The sequence below is a fragment of the Chitinibacter tainanensis DSM 15459 genome, assembly GCF_000429785.1.
Classification (GTDB): Bacteria; Pseudomonadota; Gammaproteobacteria; order Burkholderiales; family Chitinibacteraceae; genus Chitinibacter; species Chitinibacter tainanensis.
The window spans coordinates 589,246-608,460 of the sequence record NZ_KE386951.1; the positions used below are offsets into that span (position 1 = coordinate 589,246).

19 protein-coding genes and 1 rRNA gene are annotated in these 19,215 nt (G+C 59.1%); 8 read left to right on the forward strand and 12 right to left on the reverse strand.

Annotated features, from left to right (window positions below; translation table 11 throughout):
* Nucleotides 1-13 precede the first annotated feature (13 nt).
* Together G482_RS0112245 and G482_RS0112250 are read left to right on the forward strand one after the other, a co-directional pair.
* The gene (locus G482_RS0112245) at nt 14-808 is read left to right on the forward strand and encodes an EAL domain-containing protein (RefSeq protein WP_051258982.1); all 795 of its coding nucleotides are present in this window, start codon (nt 14-16) and stop codon (nt 806-808) included.
* A gap of 225 nt (nt 809-1,033) precedes the next feature.
* Complete coding sequence (locus G482_RS0112250; protein ID WP_028450271.1) at nt 1,034-1,432, forward strand: DUF2306 domain-containing protein; 399 nt, start codon at nt 1,034-1,036, stop codon at nt 1,430-1,432.
* On the opposite strand, the gene G482_RS0112255 is transcribed toward G482_RS0112250, so the two are convergent.
* The 8 genes from G482_RS0112255 to G482_RS18555 form a co-directional block, all read right to left on the reverse strand.
* Nucleotides 1,429-2,229: a heme ABC transporter ATP-binding protein gene (locus G482_RS0112255; RefSeq protein ID WP_028450272.1), complete on the reverse strand. Its 801-nt coding sequence runs from the start codon at nt 2,227-2,229 to the stop codon at nt 1,429-1,431. The genes G482_RS0112250 and G482_RS0112255 overlap by 4 nt on opposite strands.
* On the reverse strand, nt 2,229-3,257 hold the full coding sequence (locus G482_RS0112260; protein WP_051258983.1) for a FecCD family ABC transporter permease: 1,029 nt from the start codon (nt 3,255-3,257) through the stop codon (nt 2,229-2,231). Before G482_RS0112260 ends, G482_RS0112255 begins: the two co-directional genes overlap by 1 nt.
* Nucleotides 3,254-4,108 carry a heme/hemin ABC transporter substrate-binding protein gene (locus G482_RS0112265; RefSeq protein WP_028450274.1) on the reverse strand — a complete coding sequence of 285 codons (855 nt, stop codon included), beginning with the start codon at nt 4,106-4,108 and terminating at the stop codon, nt 3,254-3,256. The genes G482_RS0112260 and G482_RS0112265 overlap by 4 nt, the downstream gene beginning before the upstream one ends.
* 3 nt (nt 4,109-4,111) lie before the next feature.
* Nucleotides 4,112-5,161: a hemin-degrading factor gene (locus tag G482_RS0112270; RefSeq protein WP_028450275.1), complete on the reverse strand. Its 1,050-nt coding sequence runs from the start codon at nt 5,159-5,161 to the stop codon at nt 4,112-4,114.
* 116 nt (nt 5,162-5,277) lie between these two features.
* On the reverse strand, nt 5,278-6,543 hold the full coding sequence (locus tag G482_RS0112275) for an HmuY family protein (protein ID WP_028450276.1): 1,266 nt from the start codon (nt 6,541-6,543) through the stop codon (nt 5,278-5,280).
* Complete coding sequence (locus G482_RS0112280; protein ID WP_051258999.1) at nt 6,540-8,531, reverse strand: TonB-dependent receptor plug domain-containing protein; 1,992 nt, start codon at nt 8,529-8,531, stop codon at nt 6,540-6,542. The genes G482_RS0112275 and G482_RS0112280 overlap by 4 nt, the downstream gene beginning before the upstream one ends.
* Nucleotides 8,532-8,738: 207 nt before the next feature.
* Nucleotides 8,739-9,143, reverse strand: coding sequence for a hypothetical protein (locus tag G482_RS18550; RefSeq protein ID WP_051258984.1), 405 nt, complete (start codon nt 9,141-9,143; stop codon nt 8,739-8,741).
* Nucleotides 9,144-9,252: 109 nt separating this feature from the next.
* The gene (locus G482_RS18555) at nt 9,253-9,942 is read right to left on the reverse strand and encodes a metallophosphoesterase family protein (RefSeq protein ID WP_034619546.1); all 690 of its coding nucleotides are present in this window, start codon (nt 9,940-9,942) and stop codon (nt 9,253-9,255) included.
* A gap of 206 nt (nt 9,943-10,148) precedes the next feature.
* Here G482_RS18555 and G482_RS0112295 point away from each other — a divergent pair, with 206 nt between their 5' ends.
* Nucleotides 10,149-11,408: an Hsp70 family protein gene (locus G482_RS0112295; RefSeq protein ID WP_028450278.1), complete on the forward strand. Its 1,260-nt coding sequence runs from the start codon at nt 10,149-10,151 to the stop codon at nt 11,406-11,408.
* Nucleotides 11,409-11,714: 306 nt separating this feature from the next.
* Entirely contained in the window at nt 11,715-13,181 is a 1,467-nt protein-coding gene (locus G482_RS0112300; protein ID WP_028450279.1) for a phytase, read from the forward strand.
* An 89-nt stretch (nt 13,182-13,270) separates the two neighbouring features.
* On the opposite strand, the gene G482_RS0112305 is transcribed toward G482_RS0112300, so the two are convergent.
* Together G482_RS0112305 and G482_RS18560 are read right to left on the reverse strand one after the other, a co-directional pair.
* The gene (locus tag G482_RS0112305) at nt 13,271-13,636 is read right to left on the reverse strand and encodes a DUF1801 domain-containing protein (RefSeq protein WP_028450280.1); all 366 of its coding nucleotides are present in this window, start codon (nt 13,634-13,636) and stop codon (nt 13,271-13,273) included.
* A 247-nt stretch (nt 13,637-13,883) separates the two neighbouring features.
* A complete protein-coding gene (locus G482_RS18560; RefSeq protein WP_084414656.1) occupies nt 13,884-14,990 on the reverse strand; it encodes a succinylglutamate desuccinylase/aspartoacylase family protein in 1,107 nt (368 codons plus the stop codon).
* Between G482_RS18560 and G482_RS20345 the strand changes: the two genes are divergently transcribed.
* Nucleotides 14,989-15,162 (forward strand): hypothetical protein, encoded by a 174-nt coding sequence (locus G482_RS20345; protein WP_156905399.1) that lies wholly within the window; start codon nt 14,989-14,991, stop codon nt 15,160-15,162. The two genes, G482_RS18560 and G482_RS20345, sit on opposite strands and share 2 nt — an antisense overlap.
* Nucleotides 15,163-15,200: 38 nt before the next feature.
* On the opposite strand, the gene gnd is transcribed toward G482_RS20345, so the two are convergent.
* Nucleotides 15,201-16,112, reverse strand: a complete 912-nt coding sequence (gnd, locus tag G482_RS0112315; protein WP_028450281.1) for a phosphogluconate dehydrogenase (NAD(+)-dependent, decarboxylating) — start codon at nt 16,110-16,112, stop codon at nt 15,201-15,203.
* Nucleotides 16,113-16,419: 307 nt separating this feature from the next.
* On the opposite strand from gnd, the gene ubiU reads away from it, so the two are divergent.
* The 3 genes from ubiU to ubiT are packed head-to-tail and all read left to right on the forward strand — an operon-like array spanning nt 16,420 to nt 18,779.
* On the forward strand, nt 16,420-17,427 hold the full coding sequence (ubiU, locus tag G482_RS0112320) for a ubiquinone anaerobic biosynthesis protein UbiU (protein ID WP_028450282.1): 1,008 nt from the start codon (nt 16,420-16,422) through the stop codon (nt 17,425-17,427).
* Between the two features lie 33 nt (nt 17,428-17,460).
* The gene (locus tag G482_RS0112325) at nt 17,461-18,345 is read left to right on the forward strand and encodes a U32 family peptidase (RefSeq protein WP_028450283.1); all 885 of its coding nucleotides are present in this window, start codon (nt 17,461-17,463) and stop codon (nt 18,343-18,345) included.
* Nucleotides 18,345-18,779 carry a ubiquinone anaerobic biosynthesis accessory factor UbiT gene (ubiT, locus tag G482_RS0112330; RefSeq protein WP_028450284.1) on the forward strand — a complete coding sequence of 145 codons (435 nt, stop codon included), beginning with the start codon at nt 18,345-18,347 and terminating at the stop codon, nt 18,777-18,779. Before G482_RS0112325 ends, ubiT begins: the two co-directional genes overlap by 1 nt.
* Before the next feature lie 302 nt (nt 18,780-19,081).
* Here ubiT and rrf read toward each other — a convergent pair.
* Nucleotides 19,082-19,194 (reverse strand): 5S ribosomal RNA (gene rrf, locus G482_RS0112335).
* Nucleotides 19,195-19,215: the final 21 nt, after the last annotated feature.

A 19,215-nucleotide genomic window follows, 5' to 3' on the forward strand; every position in this document is an offset into this window, starting at 1 on the left:
AAGAGAGTCGAGCATGCAGAACATCCAGATCACACCCGCATTCCAGGGTCATTTTCAGTCAGTCGGGTGTGACCAATGCCGCAATCTGGATGATCTAGGTTTTGATTTTACGATGGCGTTCCAACCCATTTGGGATGTCACAAAAGCCCGGCCATTTGCCTATGAAGCCTTGATTCGGGGCAAGAACGGCGAAACCGCAGCAGATATTCTGAGCCAGGTGAATGATGGCAACCGCTATAAATTCGACCAGGCCTGCCGAGTTAAGGCGATTGAATTAGCCGCGGGGCTCGGTTTGCAGCATCTGCCTGATTGCCTACTCTCGATTAATTTTTTACCCAATGCAGTTTATCGCCCTGAAACTTGCATTCGCGCCACTCTCGAGGCTGCCGAGCGTTTCCAGTTTCCAACCGATCGGCTGATGTTTGAAGTCACGGAAGGCGAAAGAGTTGTGGATAGCGAGCATCTGATTAGCATTTTTGCGGCCTATCGCCAGCGCGGCTTTACCACAGCGATTGATGATTTCGGGGCCGGATATTCGGGACTGAATTTGCTCGCGACTTTTCAGCCCGACATTCTGAAGATTGATATGGAATTGACGCGGGGCATTAATCACAGCGCCAGCCGGCAAGCCATTCTGGCGGGTATTTTGCTCACCTGCTCGCATTTAAATATCCAAGTCATCGCCGAAGGCGTAGAAACTGCCGATGAATTCGCGGTATTAAATGCCATGGGCGTTCATCTTTTTCAGGGCTATTACTTTGCCAAACCACACATCGAAGCATTACCCACGGTGAGTATTGGCAAATAAAAGTAGTGATGGCGCCATCCTAAGCAAACTAGGTACAGTGATCTACCTCAGCGGCACTCTCAATCCATCCCCCGATCCGCCTCGCCCCTCCAGACACCCAAACAGCACAATCGCAGCGCAAAAGTTGAGCTCCAGCCAGCAATCCCATTAGCATATTCGGCCAAGCTGCTGGTGCGGATTTCCTCCCCAGCGTTCAACCTCTCATCCGTTCTGGCAGGAGCCTGCATGTCCATCCCTGTTTTAGTCCAGTGGCACTTGGCCACGGTGGTGCCGGCCTTTGGGCTGGGTAGTTGGCTGTTGTGGCGGCGCAAAGGGGATGCGCTGCATCGCTGGCTGGGGCGGATTTATGTGTTGCTGATGCTGGGCACGGCCACGATTTCGCTTTTAATTCCGGCCAGCATTGGCCCGGTGTTGTTTGGCCATTGGGGGCTGATTCACCTGTTTAGCCTGCTGGTGTGGTACGAGATTCCCACCGCAGTGCTGGCGGCGCGGCGGGGGCAGATTGCGGTGCATCGCGCCAAAATGCGCGGGGTATATCTCGGCGCGCTGGTGGTGGCCGGCAGCCTGGCTTTTCTGCCCGGCCGCCTGCTCAATCAGCTGGCCCAGCAGTGGCTGGGCTTTTAAGCAAACACCACCAGCTGCTGCCCCGCATGCAAGGGATGCGGCAGCACGGTAGCGGGCAGCTGATAGGTTTGCTCAAGATGCGCGCCGGTGAGCGCTTGCGCCACCGGCCCGCTGGCCACCAACTGCCCCGCGGCCAACAGCACCAGCCGCTGGCAATACCGTGCGGCCAGATTCACATCATGCAAAATCACGCCCACCGCCAGCTGCTGCCCAGCCGGCAGGCTGGCCAATAAGCTTTGCAACTGCACCAGCACATGCTGCTGATGACGCGGATCAAGGCTGGCGGTAGGCTCATCCAGCAGCAAATACACCGGCTGCGTGCTGTGCTGCAGCGCGGCCAAGGTTTGCAGCAACACCCGCGCCAGCTGCACGCGTTGTTGCTCGCCGCCCGATAGCTGTGGATACGGTCGCAGCAAGAGCTCGCTCACATCCGCCAGCGCCGCCGCTTGCAACAGCAGGGCGCGCATCTCGGCGGGGCTGAGCTGCGGGAACGGATACCCGCCCATGGCAATCACCTCATGCGCGCTCAGCTGAAAAGTCAGCTGCGCTTGCTGCGGCAAAACCACCCGCCGCGCCGCCAGCTCGGCGGCGGGCCATTGCGCCAGAGGCTGGCCATCCAGTAGCGCGCGCCCGGCGCTGGGCGCCAGCTCTCCGGTCAAAAGCTGCAGGAGCGTGGATTTCCCCGCCCCATTGGCCCCGAGAATGGCGGTGATTTCGCCGCACGGCAGGGTCAGATCGATGCCACGCAAAATCGGCCGCTCGCCGCGCTGAAAACTCACTTGGTCTAATTGCAGCATCAGCGCCTCCGGCTTAAAAGCAACCACAGGAAAAACGGCCCACCCACCAAGCTGGTGACAATGCCGATGGGTAATTCCGCTGGCTGCACCACGGTGCGCGCCAGCCAATCGGCCAACACCAGCGCAATCGCCCCGCCCAGCATGGCCGCCGGCAACAGCCGCCGATGATCTGCGCCCAGCAGCATGCGCACCACATGCGGCACCACCAGGCCCACAAAGCCGATGCCACCGGTCGCCGCCACCAGCGGGCCGATCAGCAAGGCAGTCAGCAAAATCAGCTGCCGGCGAATGCTTTTGAATGGAAAGCCCAAATGCAGCGCCTCGCGCTCGCCCAGCAGCAAGGCATTCAGCGCCCGCCAGTAGCGCAGCACCAGCGCACTCAGTAGCAGCAACAGCGGCAACAGCACCAAGAGCCGCGGCCAGCTGGCGCCGGCCAGCGAGCCCATATTCCAAAAGGTTAAGCTGCGCAGCTGATTATCATCGGCCAGATAGGTAAACAGCCCAATCAAGCTGCCGCACACCGCATTAATCGCAATGCCCGCCAGCAATAAGCCCGCCATGCCCGGATGCCGCCGCCCCAGATGATAGGCCGCCGCAGTAGCCAGCAAGCTCCCGACAAAGGCGCTACTGGCCAGCAAGGCAAAACTACCCCCACCCAGTACAATTGCGCAGACCGCACCCAGTGAGGCGCCGGACGATATACCCACCAAGCCAGGCTCAGCCAGCGGATTACGAAACAGCGCCTGCATCACCGCCCCCGCCAGCGCCAGCACGGCCCCGGCCAGCGCGGCAAACAGCAGCCGCGGCAAGCGCACTTCCAGCACGATCGAGCGCCACAGCTCGGCTTCGGCCGCCGTGCTGTGGCCCAGCACCACGCGCGGTAACTCCGCCAGCGGAATTTCCACCGCGCCGCTGGCCGCCGACAGCAAGAGCAAAAGCAGCAATACCGCCAGCAGCACCGGCCACAGCCAGGCGATCCCAACTGGGCCAGGCACGAGCGGCAAGGGCGCGCGCAAGCTTTGGCTCATGGTGCGCTCACCGCAGTGGCGGCGGGCAGGGCCGGCTGCCGCAAGGCGCGAATCGCTTCTGGCAAGCGTGGACCAAAGCCCAGCAACAGCAAGTCATCCAGCACCAGCACTTTGCGCTGTTTGGCCGCGCTGGTGTGCGCCAAACCGGGCAAGGCCAGCAATTTATCCAGCCCACCCAGGCTTTGTAGCGACATGCTCGACGTGATGATCACCTCGGGCTTGAGCGCCGCAATGGCCTCGGCCGACAGCGGCTTATAGCCTTGCTGCTGGGCCAGCACATTGCGATAGCCCGCCAGCCGCAGCGTGGCATCAGCGGCGGTGTCTTTGCCGGCGCCCTCAGGCTGGCCGGTACGGCTAATCAGCACCAGTGCCCGTGGTTGGCCAGCAAGCTTAGGCACCGCCGCCAGCTCGCGCTGCAAGCGGCTGACCAGCACTTTGCCATCCTGATTCAATTGCAAAGCCCCAGCCACGCCATAAATCCGGCGCTGTAGTGACTCTAGATCGGCCTTGGCCGGCAACACCACCACCCGCAAACCCAGGCGGCGCAGCTGCTCAATCGCTTCCGGCGGCCCAGCCTGATCCGAAGCCAGCACCAGATCGGGCTTCATCGCCACCACGCCTTCGAGCGAAAACTGCCGGTAGTAGCCGACTTTGGGCAGGCGCGCCGCCGCCGCCGGATAAATACTCGACTGATCCACCGCCACCAGCTGCGCGCCGCCACCGAGGGCGTACACAATCTCGGTCAGCGGCCCACCAAGGCTCACCACCCGCTGCGGGGGCGCGGCAAAGCTGGCCGCCGTCCCCAGCAGCAAGGCGCTGGCCAATAACCATAATGACAACACAAAACGCATGGCTTACTCCGCCAAAGGCTGGCTGCACAAATCACGCAGCAGCGCGCGCCAAGCGGGCAACTCTGGCACGCCCGGTTTGCGCACGCCGAAGAACTGCACAATCAGCTCGCCATCGGCGGCATACACTTCCAGCGAAGTCACCCAGCCATCATCGGTTGGTTTATTCACCACCCAGCACGAGGCAATGGCAGTGGTGTTCAGATGCAGATTGAAATCGGGGTCAAGAATATTGAACCACGGGCCGGTGCGCAGCAATTTGGCCACCGGGCCCGAATGAATCTGCACAATGCCGCGATTGCCCACAAAGCACATAATCGGCAAAGCTTGCTCGGCAGCGCGGCTCAGCATCGTCTCTACGGCATCCTGCGCCACTTGCTGCGCCAAATCGGCGCCAGCAGCCTGCAAAGCGGCCAAACGGCTGACATTGAATTTTTTCAGCAGCGGGAAAAAGCCATGCGTATCGGTCAGAGCCTGCCAAGCCTTGCGGAACGCGGCCGGATCGGCCACTGCGGTGGCCGCGGTGTCGGCCGGATAGTGCGTAATTTGTGGCCAAGTCGCACTTTCGGCGGCAAAGCGGCCGACAAACTCGGTCCAGTAGCTCGCATTGCTGTGCTCGGTGAGATACACCTTGTGCACCGCCTCACCATCCGCGGCAAAAAACTGCACACTACGGCGCTCACCTTCGGTCACGGCAAAGGCATGCACCCAGTTGTTAAAGAACATACGCAGGTCAATATCCTTGCCCAATACCATGCCCACCGGTTTGTCTTCGCAATGCAGGTCTTCGTATTCACCGTGGCGCTCGTGCACGCAATGCTCGTTGCGGCTTAGCACCATCACGCGGCCAAACGGCGGCAAAGCGCGGAACATGGCCTGCGCCAAGCCCTGCAGCGGAATCGCCGTCACGCCGCATTGCGCCGCCACCAGCTCGGCTTCACTCACCTGCAGGCGTTTAGCGGCCTCGCGTGCGCGCAGCTTGGGCTCGGCGTCTTTCAGGCTTTGGTAACTGGCTTGCAAAGCCGAAGCTTGGGCCGCAAAAGTAATGGCATTCATGGTTCAATTTCCTGTGCAATAGGCTGGCCGGCGCGCCACAGCACGCCAGCCGGATCGTAAAGAGAAAGGCTTGGTTTGCGCCCGCCAGCCTGCGCTGCAGCGGGCGCTAGCGGGGCTTATTTGCTCGCGGGCAAGGTTTCGAATTCAAACTGCCAGGTTTGCTGGCTGCTCACATTGCCCGGCGTGGCGTAGCGGATTTCCTTCAGCCGCACGCGGGCGTAGCTATTGCCCTCGGCCGAGCGCAGCAGCGTGCCGCGATCCGGGTTGGCCACTTGGCTGTGCGCCACAATCGCGCCATTGGCCACCGGGTAGTAGCTATACCAACCAAAATCGAGCTTGCCGGGGTAATTGCCCTGATACGCTGGGTTGAGCTTGGAAGCCACGCTGTCTTTTTTCCACTGGCTGGCTTGGGTGGGCAGCTGCAAATCGCTGGCGGTTAGCTCGGATTTGGTTGTATCTAGAATATTGTTTTCGGTGAATTTCGCCGCCACCGGGGTGCTGCCATCGGCGGCATAGAAGCCCGCCGGGGTTTTGGCGAGGAAGCCGCCGACTTTGCCAGTGCCCGAAGAGCCGCTATTGAGTTTCACGTTGTAGCGGTTAAAGGCGATATGCCATGCATCGCTCGCCGCCACAGCTTGCCCGCTAGTGAGGTTGAAATACACCCAGCCGGTGCGGGCATCGACTTGCTCATTGCGCACAGGCGCGCCGGCCACACTACGGTCAACCCAGCGGAAAGTTGGATACCCTGAGGTAGTACCGCTTGGGCCACCATAGTAGCCGGTCATTTGCAGCGCATACACCGGGGATGTGCTATTGCCCGTGGCACTTGCCGCGCTATGGTCGGTGGTCACCAAGAACACGCGGAAATTCGGATACAGCTTGTGATCATTGCTGCCGCCCACGCCATATTCAAAGGCCTTGCTTTGAATGCCATTGCTGCCGGTAAAGACGCTATCGGCGGTGTCTTTCAGATACAGCGTGTCTGGAATCGCCTGCCCGGTTGTTGGGTCGAGCAAGCCGGCCTGCCATTTTTGCAGTGCGCTCCAGGTGTAATCGAATGGGCTACCAAACACCCCACCCTTGCCGCTGCCCGATTCGCCACTATTACTCCACAGCGACACCCCGCGCGCGGCGCTCGCAAGCTTCAGATCCCAATTGGCGGTGCTGCACGCCACTTCACTACCTGCATCAAAATCAAAACACACGGCGCTACCAGCGGCAGGCAATTGCGCCTGCCATTGCACGGCTTTGGCCGGCGCCGCGGTTGGCGCAGCGGTGGGCGCGGGGCTTGGGGTGGCCACGGCGATCGGGGTATCCAGCCCGCCACCGCCACACGCCGTCAGTACGAGGGCGCTACCCAGCGCCAGCAATCTCAGTTTCATGGTGTTTCCTTCCCTGGGGTTGAACCGGCGCCCCATTGATAACGGGCACCGAGATAAACAAAGCGGCCGGCCAGCGGGCCGAAATCATTGGCATCGCTAAAGTCGCGCTGCGCGTTAAATAGATTGCTGATGCCGGCATAGGCGGTGAGATCGCGCCCCAGCTGCTGGTTAAAGCTCAGATCGCTTTTGCTCCAGGCGGGCGAATACGCCTGGCTGGCACTGCTCACCAGCTCGCGGCTTTGCCACTGGGTACGCCAGCTGAGGGTACTGCCGGTGCGCGGCGTCCAATCGAGGCCAAAGCGGGCAATATGCTCGGGCCGCCGCGTCAGCGCCTGGCCGGTTTGCTCATCGCGGGTATGGGTGTAGGTGTAAGCGGCATTGAGCGCCAGCGTTGGCAGCGCCTGCCATTGGGTAGCCAGCTCCAGCCCGGCCGTGCGGGCGTTAGCCAGGTTTTCGTAGCGGTATTGCGCCACGCCCTGCACCACGGTGGCCTGATCCTGATCGACCTGAATCAGATCGCGAATCTGGTTGTAAAAGGCATTGGCCTGCACCGCCAGCGTAGTACCCCAGTGCCAATCCAGCCCCAGCTGGTAACTATTCGAGCGCTCGGGTTGCAGGGCCGGATTGCCCAGCACCATATAGCCCAGCGCGCTGTGGTCAAACAGGTAGTAGCGCTCTTTCAGATTGGGCACGCGGTAGCCTTGCCCCCAGCTGGCGCGCCCCACCAGGCGCTGCTCGGCGGTATTGAGCAGATCGGCCTTTAGCGCCAGCTTGGGCGCGGCGTGGCCACCAAAATCGGAATCATGCTGTGCGCGCAGGCCGGCCACCAGCTCCAGCCAGTCGCCGAGGAAAACATCATTTTGCAGATACAGCTCGTGGCTTTCGCGCTCGGCCATGCCGCTGCGCTGCAATTCGCTGTAGCCATTATTTAATTGCGCAAGGGTATCGCGCCGAAGATCAATCCCCACCTGCCACAGCTGGCTATACCATGCCGGTAAATCGAGTTGCAGCGAGGCTTGCTGCAAGGTTTGCCGCGCGCGGCGATCGCCGGTGAGCGCGCCATTGGCCTGCGCCACCGAACGGGTATCGTATTGCTCGTGCAGCCAATTCCCGCTCAGGCGACCATGCCCGGCAAAGCGCCATTCCCCACCCGCCACCCAGCGATCGCGGGTGATCTCTTCCTGCTTTTGCTGCGGAATATATTTGGGTGGCGCGTACGTCTGGTAGCGCTGGGTATCGTTTTCGAGGTAACGGCTACCATCCAGCCAAAACTGCAGTCCCGCCGCTGGCAGCCAATCTAGTCGCGCACCGTATTGCTCGCGCCGCATGGCATCGCCCTGTCGGCTCCAGCCAGCCGGATCGAGCGCAAAGCCCTGATCGTCCAGCACCTCGGCCTGTGCCGCTAGGCGCCAGTTGGCATTGCCCGCCGCCAACTGAGCCCGGCCGCTGCTGCGACCGGGGGCCAAGGCGCGGCCCGCATCATTTTGCTCGCCATAGCTGCCTACGCTTAAATCCAGATTGCCCCGCAAGCCGGGCTGGGTACGGCGAGTAATCACATTGATCACCCCGCCCATCGCCGAGCTGCCGTATTGCGCCGAGGCGGCGCCCTTGATGACTTCGATCCGCTCGATCTCGCCCACCAGATACTGGCTCAGATTCACCGTCGAGCCCGTGCTGGCCGAAATCGGCAAGCCATCAATCAGCACCAGCACCTGATCGCTATTGAGCCCCTGCAGCGAAAGTTCATACCCCGACTTGCCATGAATTTCGCGCAGCTGCAGCCCGGGAATGTTTTCCAGCGCTTGCGTCAAGGTGCGGGCGTGGGTGCGCTCGATTTCCTGGCGGGTAACGACTTCGGTTTTCACCGGTGCATCGGCTTGCGAGCGCTCGCTGCGGGTCGCGCTGACCACCACGGTATCGAGCTCGGTATCGGCCTGCCCCAGCGCTGGCAGAGCCAGCAGGCTGAGCGCGATCAAATTCAATTTCATATTGATAATCATTATCACTACAGAGGTGAACACTATAGTGATATTGATAACAATTATCAATACGTGAAAGTCATTTCTATGCCTGCCACCATGCCGCAGGCCAGAAACAACAAAAGGTATAGCCGCCAGTGCCTTTATCTAAAAGGAACTAACGGCCATACCCCTAAATACGCCAATCAAAATTAAGTCAATAAAATTGACCTAGCATCAATCATCCCGCTCCCAGCGAGGGTGCCCCCGCCCATCATGATGATGATGCCGCCAGCGACCATGCTTTTCCCAGCGCCCGCGCTGCGGCCAATAGGTATCGCGATACCAGCGCTCCTGCACAAAATACACCGGCCGGGCGCAGGCACGGTAATAGCCGCAATTGCGGCCCCAGGCCCGGCGATGTTCGGGCGGCACGCGCAAATACACCGGGGCATCGTCATAGCGGGTGCGGTGAATCAGCAGCGGCTCATCCACGATCACAGCCGGGCGCTGCTGCTGGCCCCATTCGATGCGGCCATAAAAATCAGGGTCGCCCACCCGCACCGATACCGCGGGGCTCGCCGCCTGTGCCATGGCACTCACTAGCGCCAGCGCACCCACCAAAGAAAGGGATGACCACATTGCACAACTCCTTCACACACAGAGTCGCCAGTATGGAAAGCCGCGGCTGAACCTCGGCTGAATTGAGCTGCGCGCCGGCGTGAAGCCGGCCACAGCGCCGCGCGGGGATTTAGTCGGGCAGAATGCCCGGATCGATGATATTGCCGTGCTCGTCGGTGATGCCGCGCAGGGTAACGCCATAGGCGCGAAACCCTAGCCGGGCATCATGCGGCCGATAATCGAGGCAATCGTGCTGATGGCCATGAAAAGCCGTGCTCACGCCAAGCTTATTGGCCAGCTGATCCAGCGCCTGAAAGCCATAAGGGTGGCAACTCGGGGCCTCGTGCGTCACCAGAATATCTGCGCGTTCCTGCGCTAATGCCTGGTAATCGGCATAAAAAATCGTGCTGCGATGTTTGCGCGGCAGACCACCGCGCCAGTGATTGCTCTGGCCGCAATGCGCCAGATAATGCGCCTGACTGGGGTAATTGGGCGCCGCTGGTGGCATCCAGATCTGGCCACGAAATATCCCACCCAGGCCGGCAATCCGGCGGCCAGCAATGTCGACCACCCGCCCATGCAAATTGCGCTCGGCCAGTGGAGAATCAAACAGATGGGCGTAATCGTAGAAGGTATCGGTGTCGTGATTGCCATGGATAAACCAGACTTCGGTCAGCGCCAGAATCGCTGCCAGCTCGTCTTCCAGCGGGCGCTGCGCCTGAATATCCCCCAGCAATACAATGGCGTCCGGCCGATGCGTGTGCACCGCGCGGATCACATGCTCGAACCGGCCATGCGTGTCGCCACAGAAAAAAATCATTTCGCGTCCGAAATGGGGGATAGGATAGTGCTATTGTATTGCAAAACGCGCTGGCGTTGCGGCTCAATTCCAGCCCGGCTGCGGGCTGGCTCGCGCCACTGGGCAACCAGACAAGCTGCTTGACCTGTCTTTGGTCACACCGATTTGACGCCCCGCCCGCTGCCGCGTAGCCTTGCTGCCCCCTCGCCCCCTTCGGACCTGTTTGCATGACCGTATCCCGCGCCGCTTGCGGCATTGATTTTGGCACATCCAATTCCACTGCTGGCCTCTACCACCCGGATGGCGCGCGCCTTTTGCCACTGGAAGATGGCAAGCTCACGCTGCCCTCGGCGGTGTTCTTCAATCTGGAAGAAGACAGCATGGCCTTTGGCCGCGCCGCGCTCGCGGAATACCTGGAAGGCTACGAAGGCCGGCTGATGCGTTCGCTTAAAAGCCTGCTTGGCAGCAGCCTGATGGACGCCGGCACCGAAGTGGGCGGCCGGCATTTGTCTTTCCAGCAATTGATCGGCGCGCTGATCGGCGAAGTGAAACGCCGCGCCGAACAAGCCGCCGGCCAGCAATTTGATGCCGTGGTGTTAGGGCGGCCGGTGTATTTTGTCGATGACGATCGCAGCGCCGACCAGCAAGCCGAAGACACCCTAAGCCAGATCGCCCGCCTGCTGGGCTTTAAAGAAGTCAGCTTTCAATACGAGCCGATTGCCGCCGCCCATGATTACGAGCAGCGCATTACGCAGGAAGAGCTGGTCTTGGTGATTGATATTGGCGGGGGTACATCCGACTTTTCGCTGGTGCGCCTCTCGCCCCAGCGCAGGGGTATGGCTGACCGGAGCGCAGATCTATTAGCCAGTGGCGGGGTACATATCGGGGGTACTGATTTTGATAAACGGCTATCGCTGGCCGGCGTCATGCCCGAGCTGGGCATGGGCAGCTTGCTGAGCAATAACGCCGAATTTCCGAACGGGGTGTTTTTCCACCTCGCCACCTGGCACACCATTCAGCTGGCCTATACCCGCAAAATGTGGCGCACTTTCCAGGATATTTCGCCGGAAGTGGTCGATCAGGTGCGCTTTGAGCGGCTGCTGAATGTGATTCGCCATCAGGCCGGCCACCAGCTGGCCATGCGGGTTGAAGCCGCCAAGATCGCCCTCTCGGCCGAGGCTCGTACCCAGCTCGATCTGGCCGAAGCCGAAGCCGGCCTTAGCGCCGCCATCAGCCGCGGCCAATTTGAAACCGCGGTGGCACAGGAAATCCAGCGCGTATGCAAAGCCGCCTTGGCCACGCTGGCGCAAGCCGGTGTCGCGCCCGCAGCAGTTGATACGCTGTTTTTCACCGGCGGCTCATCCGCCGTTCCCGCCCTGCGCACCGCCCTCGCCGCCGCCTTCCCCACCGCCCGCGCGGTGGAGGGCGATCATTTTGGTAGTGTGGGCTGTGGGCTGGCGGTCGTAGCGCAGCAGCGCTACGGCTGATATTGGAGCGCGTTTGGCAAGACAAGAGTGGGCGTGATTGGGTCAGCGTGACTGACTTAATAAGCGCTTGGCTTGCTTAACCCAATACAGCGCTTCATCGTGGCGAGCATACCCGCCTGCGTATATGACCACAAAGCAACCCTGAGAGTCGCTTTAGGCATATACCCCAATAGCAGCGCGGCGATCGGTCGGCCTCATTGATACATGGCGGCTAGCCATCGTCATCATTCCATCACGCATCCGCCACAAATTTGTAAGCTTTGCTGCGTAAGCTCCTCGGGTTTTCCCTAACCCACTTACAAAAAAATGCGCCATTTGTTTTGTCTGAGTGTGCTCAGCGCCCTTTTAACCGCCTGTGGCGGTGATATCACTGATCCGGCGGCGACGCCGGCCCCGACGGCCACGCCGGTTGCGACGGCAACCCCGGCTCCGACCGTGCAGCCTTATACCGTCAGCGCGGTCAGCTTTGATGCCGAAACCGAAAATGTGCTGAGCGCCGCTGGCGATGTGGATGATCCTGCCATTTGGGTACACCCCAGCCAAAGCGCGAAAAGCTTAGTCGTAACGGCCATCAAAGATGGCGGGATGCGGGTTTATGATCTGCAAGGGCAATTGGTGCAGAGCATCGGTCCGGGTGCGCTGAATAACGATAACAAAGGCAAAAGCCGCTACAACAATGTGGATATCGTGTATGGCTTTAAGCTGGACGATAACAGCACCGTCGATCTGGCCATCGCCACCGACCGTGGCCAGGATTTGATCCGGGTATGGAAAATCGATCCGAATAACAGCACCACACCACTGAGCGATATCACTTCGGCCACCCCGCTGCGCCTGTTCCCGACCGTGCCGACCGAGGGTAGCGAGAGCGACGCGAGCAAAGATGCGGCGATTGCAGTATCCAAACAAAACACCGGCTATGGCATTACCCATTTCTCGGACAAAGCCAGCGGCAAACATTTTGTGCTGGTGAATCAGCGTAAACAGGCGCGTATTCGTCAGTTTGAATTGATCGCCGAAGCCGGCGGCACCGTGAATGTGGTGGCGGTGGCGGGCCGCGACTGGCGCTTCCCATATAGCTGGCGCGGGCAAAATCTGCGCGAAACCAATGATCTGGATGCCACCCGTGACTGGAGCCCGCAATTTGAAGGCATGGTGGTCGATCAGCGCAATGGCATGCTCTATGCGGGCCAAGAAGACGTGGGTATCTGGCGAGTGGACCTGAAAACCGGTCAGGCCGATACCCAGCCAGTGTACGAAACCCGCGGTAGTAGCCGCGAAACCTACACCACCGGCACACCTGCCACCGTGGTGAAACACAGCTTCTTTAACCCAGAGAGCAAAATCAGCCGCGATCTGGAAGGCCTGAGCATTTATTACGGCCCGAATGGCACCGGCTATCTGATCGCTTCGAGCCAGGGCGGCGCCCACGGTGGCGCACCGAATGTCAGCGATGCACCGTATGACGATAGCTTTGCGGTGTTTGCCCTCAATGGCAATGCCAAACCGGTACTCAAGCAAGGCTTCCGTCTCAGCCAGGGGCCAAATGGCAATACCGAAGGGGTACAGGAATGTGATGGTGCGGATGTGGTGGCACTGCAATTGCCAGGCTACCCGTATGGTTTGCTAGTGACTCAGGACGGCTACAACGACGATCTGAATAATCTGGATGGCGTAACCGCGCAAACCAATCTGAAATTCACCAGCTGGGAAAAAATCGCCACTGCACTCAAGCTGGAAAAGTACAACAACTTTGACCCACGCAAGCTGTAATCCGCTCGCGTAGACCTCTTCAGCACACGCCTGTCCGCCGAGCGGGCAGGCGTTGTTATTTCTGCCCGCGGGATAGTCGGGCGAGGCTTTTAGGCCTGCGCCAACCGCGCCGCTTGCTGCGCCAGCTGCAAATATTCACTCAGATGTTTGTCATTCAGATCGCTAAGGGTGCGTAATTTAAGATGCCGCCGGCCTTTGCCCTGACCTTCGAGCAAACCAAACGGATCAGCGATCTGCGCGCCGTGGCCAAATTCCACCGATACATGCGCCTGATAGGCAAATACACCAGCAAACTGCACCTCGGCGGTGAACAAAATGCCGCCATATTTCACCACCTCGCCACAATCGGGAAATAGCTGCCGCACCCGCTGGCGCACAGCTTGCACGATGGCATGCAGGGGCGGGTTTACAAACTGGATATCATCTAGCAAAGCCGTAACGGTTTGGGCAGACATGGCAACACCTGGCGGCAATCAGCGAAGCCCTGATGCTACCGCGTTTGCCCCACCCGGCACTATCGCGCCAGCGCAGGTATCGCTGCGGCAGGCCAATAAAATACCGCCTGCGAAGAGGCGGCTGAGATTGATTACCCCCCGCTCACGAAGCGAGGCTCCCCTCAAGGAGGGGACGGGAGGGGTGGGTATAAAACATCAAGGCTGCAGATTCACAGCCCGATTTCCTAGGCTCGGCCTAGCCGAGACTTTAAGAAGATTGCTCGTGCACTTTGGTCTCAGCCTGCACCACCAGCGGAGACAGCCTAGGTATATGCCTATAATGCAATCCAGATTTATCCCAGTGGTCTATACCCCCCAAGGCCGTGCGAGTGGAGTGCATGCCATCAACCAAGCGATCGCTGTGCTGCGCAAAGTAGAACCACTCATTGCCCGGATTAGCGGCGGGATTGGGGAACAAAATATAACCATCGGCGGGCGCGGTCACCACGCTACCATCCGCGCGGTGACCGATCAGATCGCCAGCGTGCAGCTTATCGAAGCTGGCCCAAGTTTTCACAAAGGCATCGCCCAAATCATGGCGGTCGATCACTTGCGTGAGTTTCAGCAATTCAAACTCGGTTTGCACCGCAGGGGCTGGCACATCGGCCAGATGCAGATGGGCGATGGTATTGCGAATGGCCTGATAGGCAACTTCGGGCGCGTCGGCGTCCAGATGCTGACCGCATTCCAGCGTCAGCGCGATGCCGCCGTGGGCGCGGGTGTATTCGGTGGTGCCCACGCCGTAGCTTGGATCGGTGCTGAGCATGTGTGCGCGCTCGCTGGCCTTGCTGTGCGCCAGGCGATGTTTCACGCCTTCGGCATAGGTTTCCAGCCAGCCTTCCACAATGCGTTTAGGGCCCAGGCGCATTGCCAGCGCTTCTTCTTCAGCGGCACGAGAGAATGGCGAGAGTTCGCCATCGTTGTTTTCAGGCCCGAGCATAATAAATGGCTCGCCCGGTGGGTTGGTGGTGGAATGCAGATCCAGCAGCACATCCTGCTGCTCCAAGATCGGGCACAGCATATTAGCAATGCGGTCTTCAAAATCATGCGGCAACGCATTGGGGCGCAGATTGCGGTTCAGGTTGCGATCGCCATTGCGTTCGTTTTTGGCATGCGCCAGCGGGTTAGTTACCGGAATAAACGTGATCTGACCGCGCTGCAGCACCAATTGGCCAGAATCCAGCTCTTTCATCACGCGCTCAATCGCGATTGGGCCGCAAATCTCGTTGCCATGCACGGCACCCAACACCACCAGTTTGGGACCAGCCGTTAGGCCGTGATAAACATAAGATTTGAGCATGTGCTGATGGTGCATGGCGTTGATTCCGCAAAACAATCAAAGAGGTGCAATTATCGCGGGATTACCGCGAAATGGCGAGACAATGGGCGTAAAAAACGCCATCGATGATGGCGTTTTAGGTGGCCTTGGCAGTTTAAGCTGGCAAAGGCGGTTGCTGCCGCCTGCTGATTTCTACTGGATCGTCTAGATCGCGTGACCGCCTATTTCTGCAGCAAGGCAGGCCGCTTATTTTTTCGACATGGCGTGGCCGCCAAAGGCATTACGCATCAGCGACAGCATTTTCATCGCGTAATCGTCGTTGCCACGTGAAGCAAAGCGCGAGTAAAGGCTGGTTGCCATCACCGGTGCCGGTACACCCAGCTCCACTGATTCGAGCACCGACCAGCGGCCTTCACCTGAATCAGGTACAAATGGGTTCAGCGACTCGAGCTCGGTATCGTGCGAGAACGACTCGGCCACCAAGTCCAGCAACCAAGAGCGCACTACTGAGCTATGGCGCCAAGTTTCGGCGATTTCAGCCACATCCAGATCGAATTCTTTTTTCGCTTTCAGCATGGCAAAGCCTTCTGCAAAGGCTTGCATCATGCCGTATTCAATACCGTTGTGCAGCATTTTGGTGAAGTGGCCAGAGCCAGCTGGGCCAGTGTGCGTCCAGCCGCGATCAGCAGCAGGCGCCAAGATTTTCATAAATGGCGTGGCGATTTCAGCGGCATCTTTATCGCCACCAAACATCAAACAATACCCATTCTGCAAGCCCCACACACCGCCAGAAACGCCGGCATCAACGAATTTGATATTCAGCTCAGCCAATTCAGCCGCATGGCGCTGGCTGTCTTTGTACATTGCGTTGGCGCCATCGATGATCAGATCGCCCGGGGCCAACAGCGTTTTCATTTCGGCAAAAGCCGCTTCAGAGATCTCGCCCGATGGCAACATCAGCCATACCACGCGCGGGGTAGGCAGCGCAGCGATCAGCTCAGGTACAGAGGCAAAAGCACGGAAGTTGGCTTCTTCTTTAGCCAAACCTTCCCGAGTCTCAGCGCTGACGTCAAAGCCAAACACAGTGGCCCCGCCGCGCGCGAGACGGCGTGCCATATTGCCGCCCATTTTACCCAAACCGATCATTGCGATATTCATTGTGTAATCCCTTCTAGGTGTCGAGTTGCGAGCGGGTAGCTGGCAACTTCGCCTGTAGCCAATAAGATGCGTACCCGTATTTTCTAGCAAGACAGCGCGCACGCCAAGCCAGAATTGCACTAATCCCCTAATTAATTTACCTAATTCGCGGTTTTAGCCGCTTTTCGGCTGTTTTGCGCGCCGCAACACTGGACAGATTCGCGCCGCAGAAGGCCTAAACCTTGACTTGGATTAACATTCTGGCCAGTGCGGCGGCCTAAGCTCTTTCATCCGTCTTTGTACGCATCTGCACGAAAGAGGCCCCATCATGCCTGCTACTGCCCTGCCCGAGCTGGTTTGTCCGGCCGGCAGCCTGCCCGCATTGAAAGCCGCGGTCGACCATGGCGCCGATGCCGTGTATCTGGGCTTTAAAAATGCCACCAACGCCCGCAATTTTGCCGGGCTCAATTTCACCGACGCCCAAATCAAAACCGGCATCGATTACGCCAAACAACGCGGCAAAAGTGTACTGATCGCCATCAACACCTATGCCCAAGCCGGCCGCGTAGCCGAGTGGCATCGCGCCATTGATGCCGCCGCCGATGCCGGTGCCGACGCCGTAATTTTGGCCGACCTCGGTTTGCTGGATTACGCCACCCGCGTTCACCCTACCTTGCATCGGCATTTATCGGTGCAAGGCTCGGCCACCAATTTTGAGGCCGTCAATCTGGCCCACGATTACTTTGGCATTCGTCGCGCTGTTCTGCCTCGGGTACTGACCTTGCCGCAGGTGGAATACGTGATCAAAAACACGCCCGTGGAAATCGAAGTGTTTGGCTTTGGCAGTTTGTGTGTGATGGCGGAAGGCCGCTGCATTTTATCCAGCTACGCCACCGGCGAGTCACCCAATACCCATGGGGTGTGTTCGCCTGCAAGCCATGTGCAATGGATTCCACAGGGCGATACCATGTCTACACGGCTGAATGGCATCCTGATTGACCATTTCGCCGCTGATGAGCCCGCCGGCTATCCCACGCTGTGCAAAGGGCGCTTTGAAGTCAACGACGCCACCTATTACGCGCTGGAAGAACCCACCAGCCTGAATGCGCTCGCCGTCTTGCCCGAATTACTGCGCATCGGTGTGCGAGCGATCAAAGTCGAAGGCCGCCAGCGCAGCCCTGCCTATACCGCCGAAGTCACCAAAACATTACGCGCCGCACTGGATGCCGCCGCCGACCCACGCTATTCGGTCAAGCCGGCGTGGCAACAGGCCTTGAACAAAGTCTCGGAAGGCCATCAACAGACGCTAGGCGCCTACAGCCGCCCCTGGCGTTAATGGCGAGTGACTTGACCTAATTGGAGTAGCCCCATGCAACTGACTCTGGGCCCTATTTTGTACTACTGGCCACGCCAGCAAGTGCTCGACTTTTATGCCGCCGCCGCCGATTGGCCAGTGGCCACCATTTATCTGGGCGAAGTCGTTTGTGCTCGCCGCCATGAATTGAAAACTGCCGATTGGCTGGCCCTTGGCCAAGAGCTGGCGCAACAGGGCAAGCAGGTGGTCTTTAGCTCGCAAGCGGTATTGGAATCGGGCTCAGATCTGAGTAGCCTGCGCCGCCTGGCCGCCGCGGGTGGCTGGCTGGAAGCCAATGATCTGGGGGCGATTCGCGTCGCAAGGCAAAGCGAGATCCCCTATGTGGCCGGCACGCATTTGAATATTTATAACGGCAGCACGCTGGATTGGCACGCCCAAGCTGGCGCAGTGCGCTGGCTACCGCCGCTGGAAGCCAGCCAAAGTATGGTGGCGCAAATCCTAGCCGAGCGCACCAATACACTCGAAACCGAGTTGTTTGCGCACGGGCACCTGCCCTTGGCGTTTTCCGCCCGCTGCTTTACTGCACGCCACTATGATCTGAATAAAGATGCCTGTGAATTCAAATGCCTAGAGCACCCCATCGGGCTCGCCCTCCATACCCGCGAGGGGCAGGCGTTCTTGCGCCTGAATGGCATCCAGACTCAATCCGCGGCCTGTCATGCCTTGATTGCCGACATCCCACAACTGCAGGGCATCGATTACCTACGCATCAGCCCTCAGCCGGGGTATACAGCTGAAATCATTGCTGCCTATAGCGCGCAGATCAATACCCAGCCTCATACCATCGACTGGCAGCAAATCCACCCCGAAGGCATCGTGAACGGTTATTGGCATGGCCAAGCTGGCATTCGCCCGACGGCTCAGTTGGAGACAATCTAATGTTCAAGTTACCTGCCCTAGTACAAAAAGCCCTGCAAAAGCTGCCGGAGCAACCACCCGCATTCATCCTGAGCCAAACCCTAAACTGGGTGAAACAACCGCTATGGCCAGAAGAAGACTTTAGCTGGTTAGAGGGCCGCACTGTTCGCCTCGAAATCAGCGATCTAGGCTGCGGCCTCAGTTACAGCTTTGCCAATGGCCGCTTTATCCCCAGCCAAGCGCCCGCCGATGTCTGCTTTGCTGCAAGCCTGGCCGACTACTGGATCCTAGCGCGCCGGCAAGAAGACCCCGATACGCTCTTCTTTCAACGCCGTTTGCGGATTAGTGGCGACACCGAGTTGGGCTTGCAGCTTAAAAATCTGATGGATGCCACCGACTTTTCCCCATTGTTCGCGCGTCTACCAGCCCCCCTGCGGCAAAGGCTTGCCTTATAACCCCCTATGGGTATATTGACCAACCCATTAATTTGAATGGATTTGAGCCGTATACCCTAAGTTCAAATAAATCTGCAATCGATCTACGATTGTCTCCATGCCTGAATGAACAAAGCCCAGCTACGCTGGGCTTTGTTTTGGGGGTTGGGTTTGCGCCGCAAGCTTGGGCACGGCCGGTTCGCGGTGCTGTTGTCTGTCGTGGGTGTTGTGTTGGGCTTCGCTTTGCTTCTGTTCTGCGCTCTTCCACTTCCGCGGCCCAAAGCAAAAAGCCCAGCTCTTCTGAGCTGGGCTTCTTTAGGGGAGTCTGGCAATGACCTACTTTCACACGGGAACCCGCACTATCATCGGCGCTGAGGCGTTTCACTGTCCTGTTCGGGATGGGAAGGAGTGGGACCACCTCGCTATGGTCACCAGACATAACTGGTTGAGTTAACTG

What these genes read in the sequence shown, in the direction of transcription:
- G482_RS0112305 (WP_028450280.1), bottom strand. Translation starts at nt 13,636, where the DNA reads ATGTCTGCCCAAACCGTTACGGCTTTGCTAGATGATATCCAGTTTGTA.
- G482_RS0112270 (WP_028450275.1), bottom strand. Translation starts at nt 5,161, where the DNA reads ATGAATGCCATTACTTTTGCGGCCCAAGCTTCGGCTTTGCAAGCCAGT.
- G482_RS18555 (WP_034619546.1), bottom strand. Translation starts at nt 9,942, where the DNA reads ATGATTTTTTTCTGTGGCGACACGCATGGCCGGTTCGAGCATGTGATC.
- G482_RS0112295 (WP_028450278.1), top strand. Translation starts at nt 10,149, where the DNA reads ATGACCGTATCCCGCGCCGCTTGCGGCATTGATTTTGGCACATCCAAT.
- G482_RS0112325 (WP_028450283.1), top strand. Translation starts at nt 17,461, where the DNA reads ATGCAACTGACTCTGGGCCCTATTTTGTACTACTGGCCACGCCAGCAA.
- G482_RS0112250 (WP_028450271.1), top strand. Translation starts at nt 1,034, where the DNA reads ATGTCCATCCCTGTTTTAGTCCAGTGGCACTTGGCCACGGTGGTGCCG.
- G482_RS0112260 (WP_051258983.1), bottom strand. Translation starts at nt 3,257, where the DNA reads ATGAGCCAAAGCTTGCGCGCGCCCTTGCCGCTCGTGCCTGGCCCAGTT.
- G482_RS0112265 (WP_028450274.1), bottom strand. Translation starts at nt 4,108, where the DNA reads ATGCGTTTTGTGTTGTCATTATGGTTATTGGCCAGCGCCTTGCTGCTG.
- ubiU (WP_028450282.1), top strand. Translation starts at nt 16,420, where the DNA reads ATGCCTGCTACTGCCCTGCCCGAGCTGGTTTGTCCGGCCGGCAGCCTG.
- G482_RS0112300 (WP_028450279.1), top strand. Translation starts at nt 11,715, where the DNA reads ATGCGCCATTTGTTTTGTCTGAGTGTGCTCAGCGCCCTTTTAACCGCC.
- G482_RS0112275 (WP_028450276.1), bottom strand. Translation starts at nt 6,543, where the DNA reads ATGAAACTGAGATTGCTGGCGCTGGGTAGCGCCCTCGTACTGACGGCG.
- G482_RS0112245 (WP_051258982.1), top strand. Translation starts at nt 14, where the DNA reads ATGCAGAACATCCAGATCACACCCGCATTCCAGGGTCATTTTCAGTCA.
- G482_RS20345 (WP_156905399.1), top strand. Translation starts at nt 14,989, where the DNA reads ATGGCGTTGATTCCGCAAAACAATCAAAGAGGTGCAATTATCGCGGGA.
- gnd (WP_028450281.1), bottom strand. Translation starts at nt 16,112, where the DNA reads ATGAATATCGCAATGATCGGTTTGGGTAAAATGGGCGGCAATATGGCA.
- G482_RS0112255 (WP_028450272.1), bottom strand. Translation starts at nt 2,229, where the DNA reads ATGCTGCAATTAGACCAAGTGAGTTTTCAGCGCGGCGAGCGGCCGATT.
- G482_RS18560 (WP_084414656.1), bottom strand. Translation starts at nt 14,990, where the DNA reads ATGCACCATCAGCACATGCTCAAATCTTATGTTTATCACGGCCTAACG.
- G482_RS18550 (WP_051258984.1), bottom strand. Translation starts at nt 9,143, where the DNA reads ATGTGGTCATCCCTTTCTTTGGTGGGTGCGCTGGCGCTAGTGAGTGCC.
- G482_RS0112280 (WP_051258999.1), bottom strand. Translation starts at nt 8,531, where the DNA reads ATGAAATTGAATTTGATCGCGCTCAGCCTGCTGGCTCTGCCAGCGCTG.
- ubiT (WP_028450284.1), top strand. Translation starts at nt 18,345, where the DNA reads ATGTTCAAGTTACCTGCCCTAGTACAAAAAGCCCTGCAAAAGCTGCCG.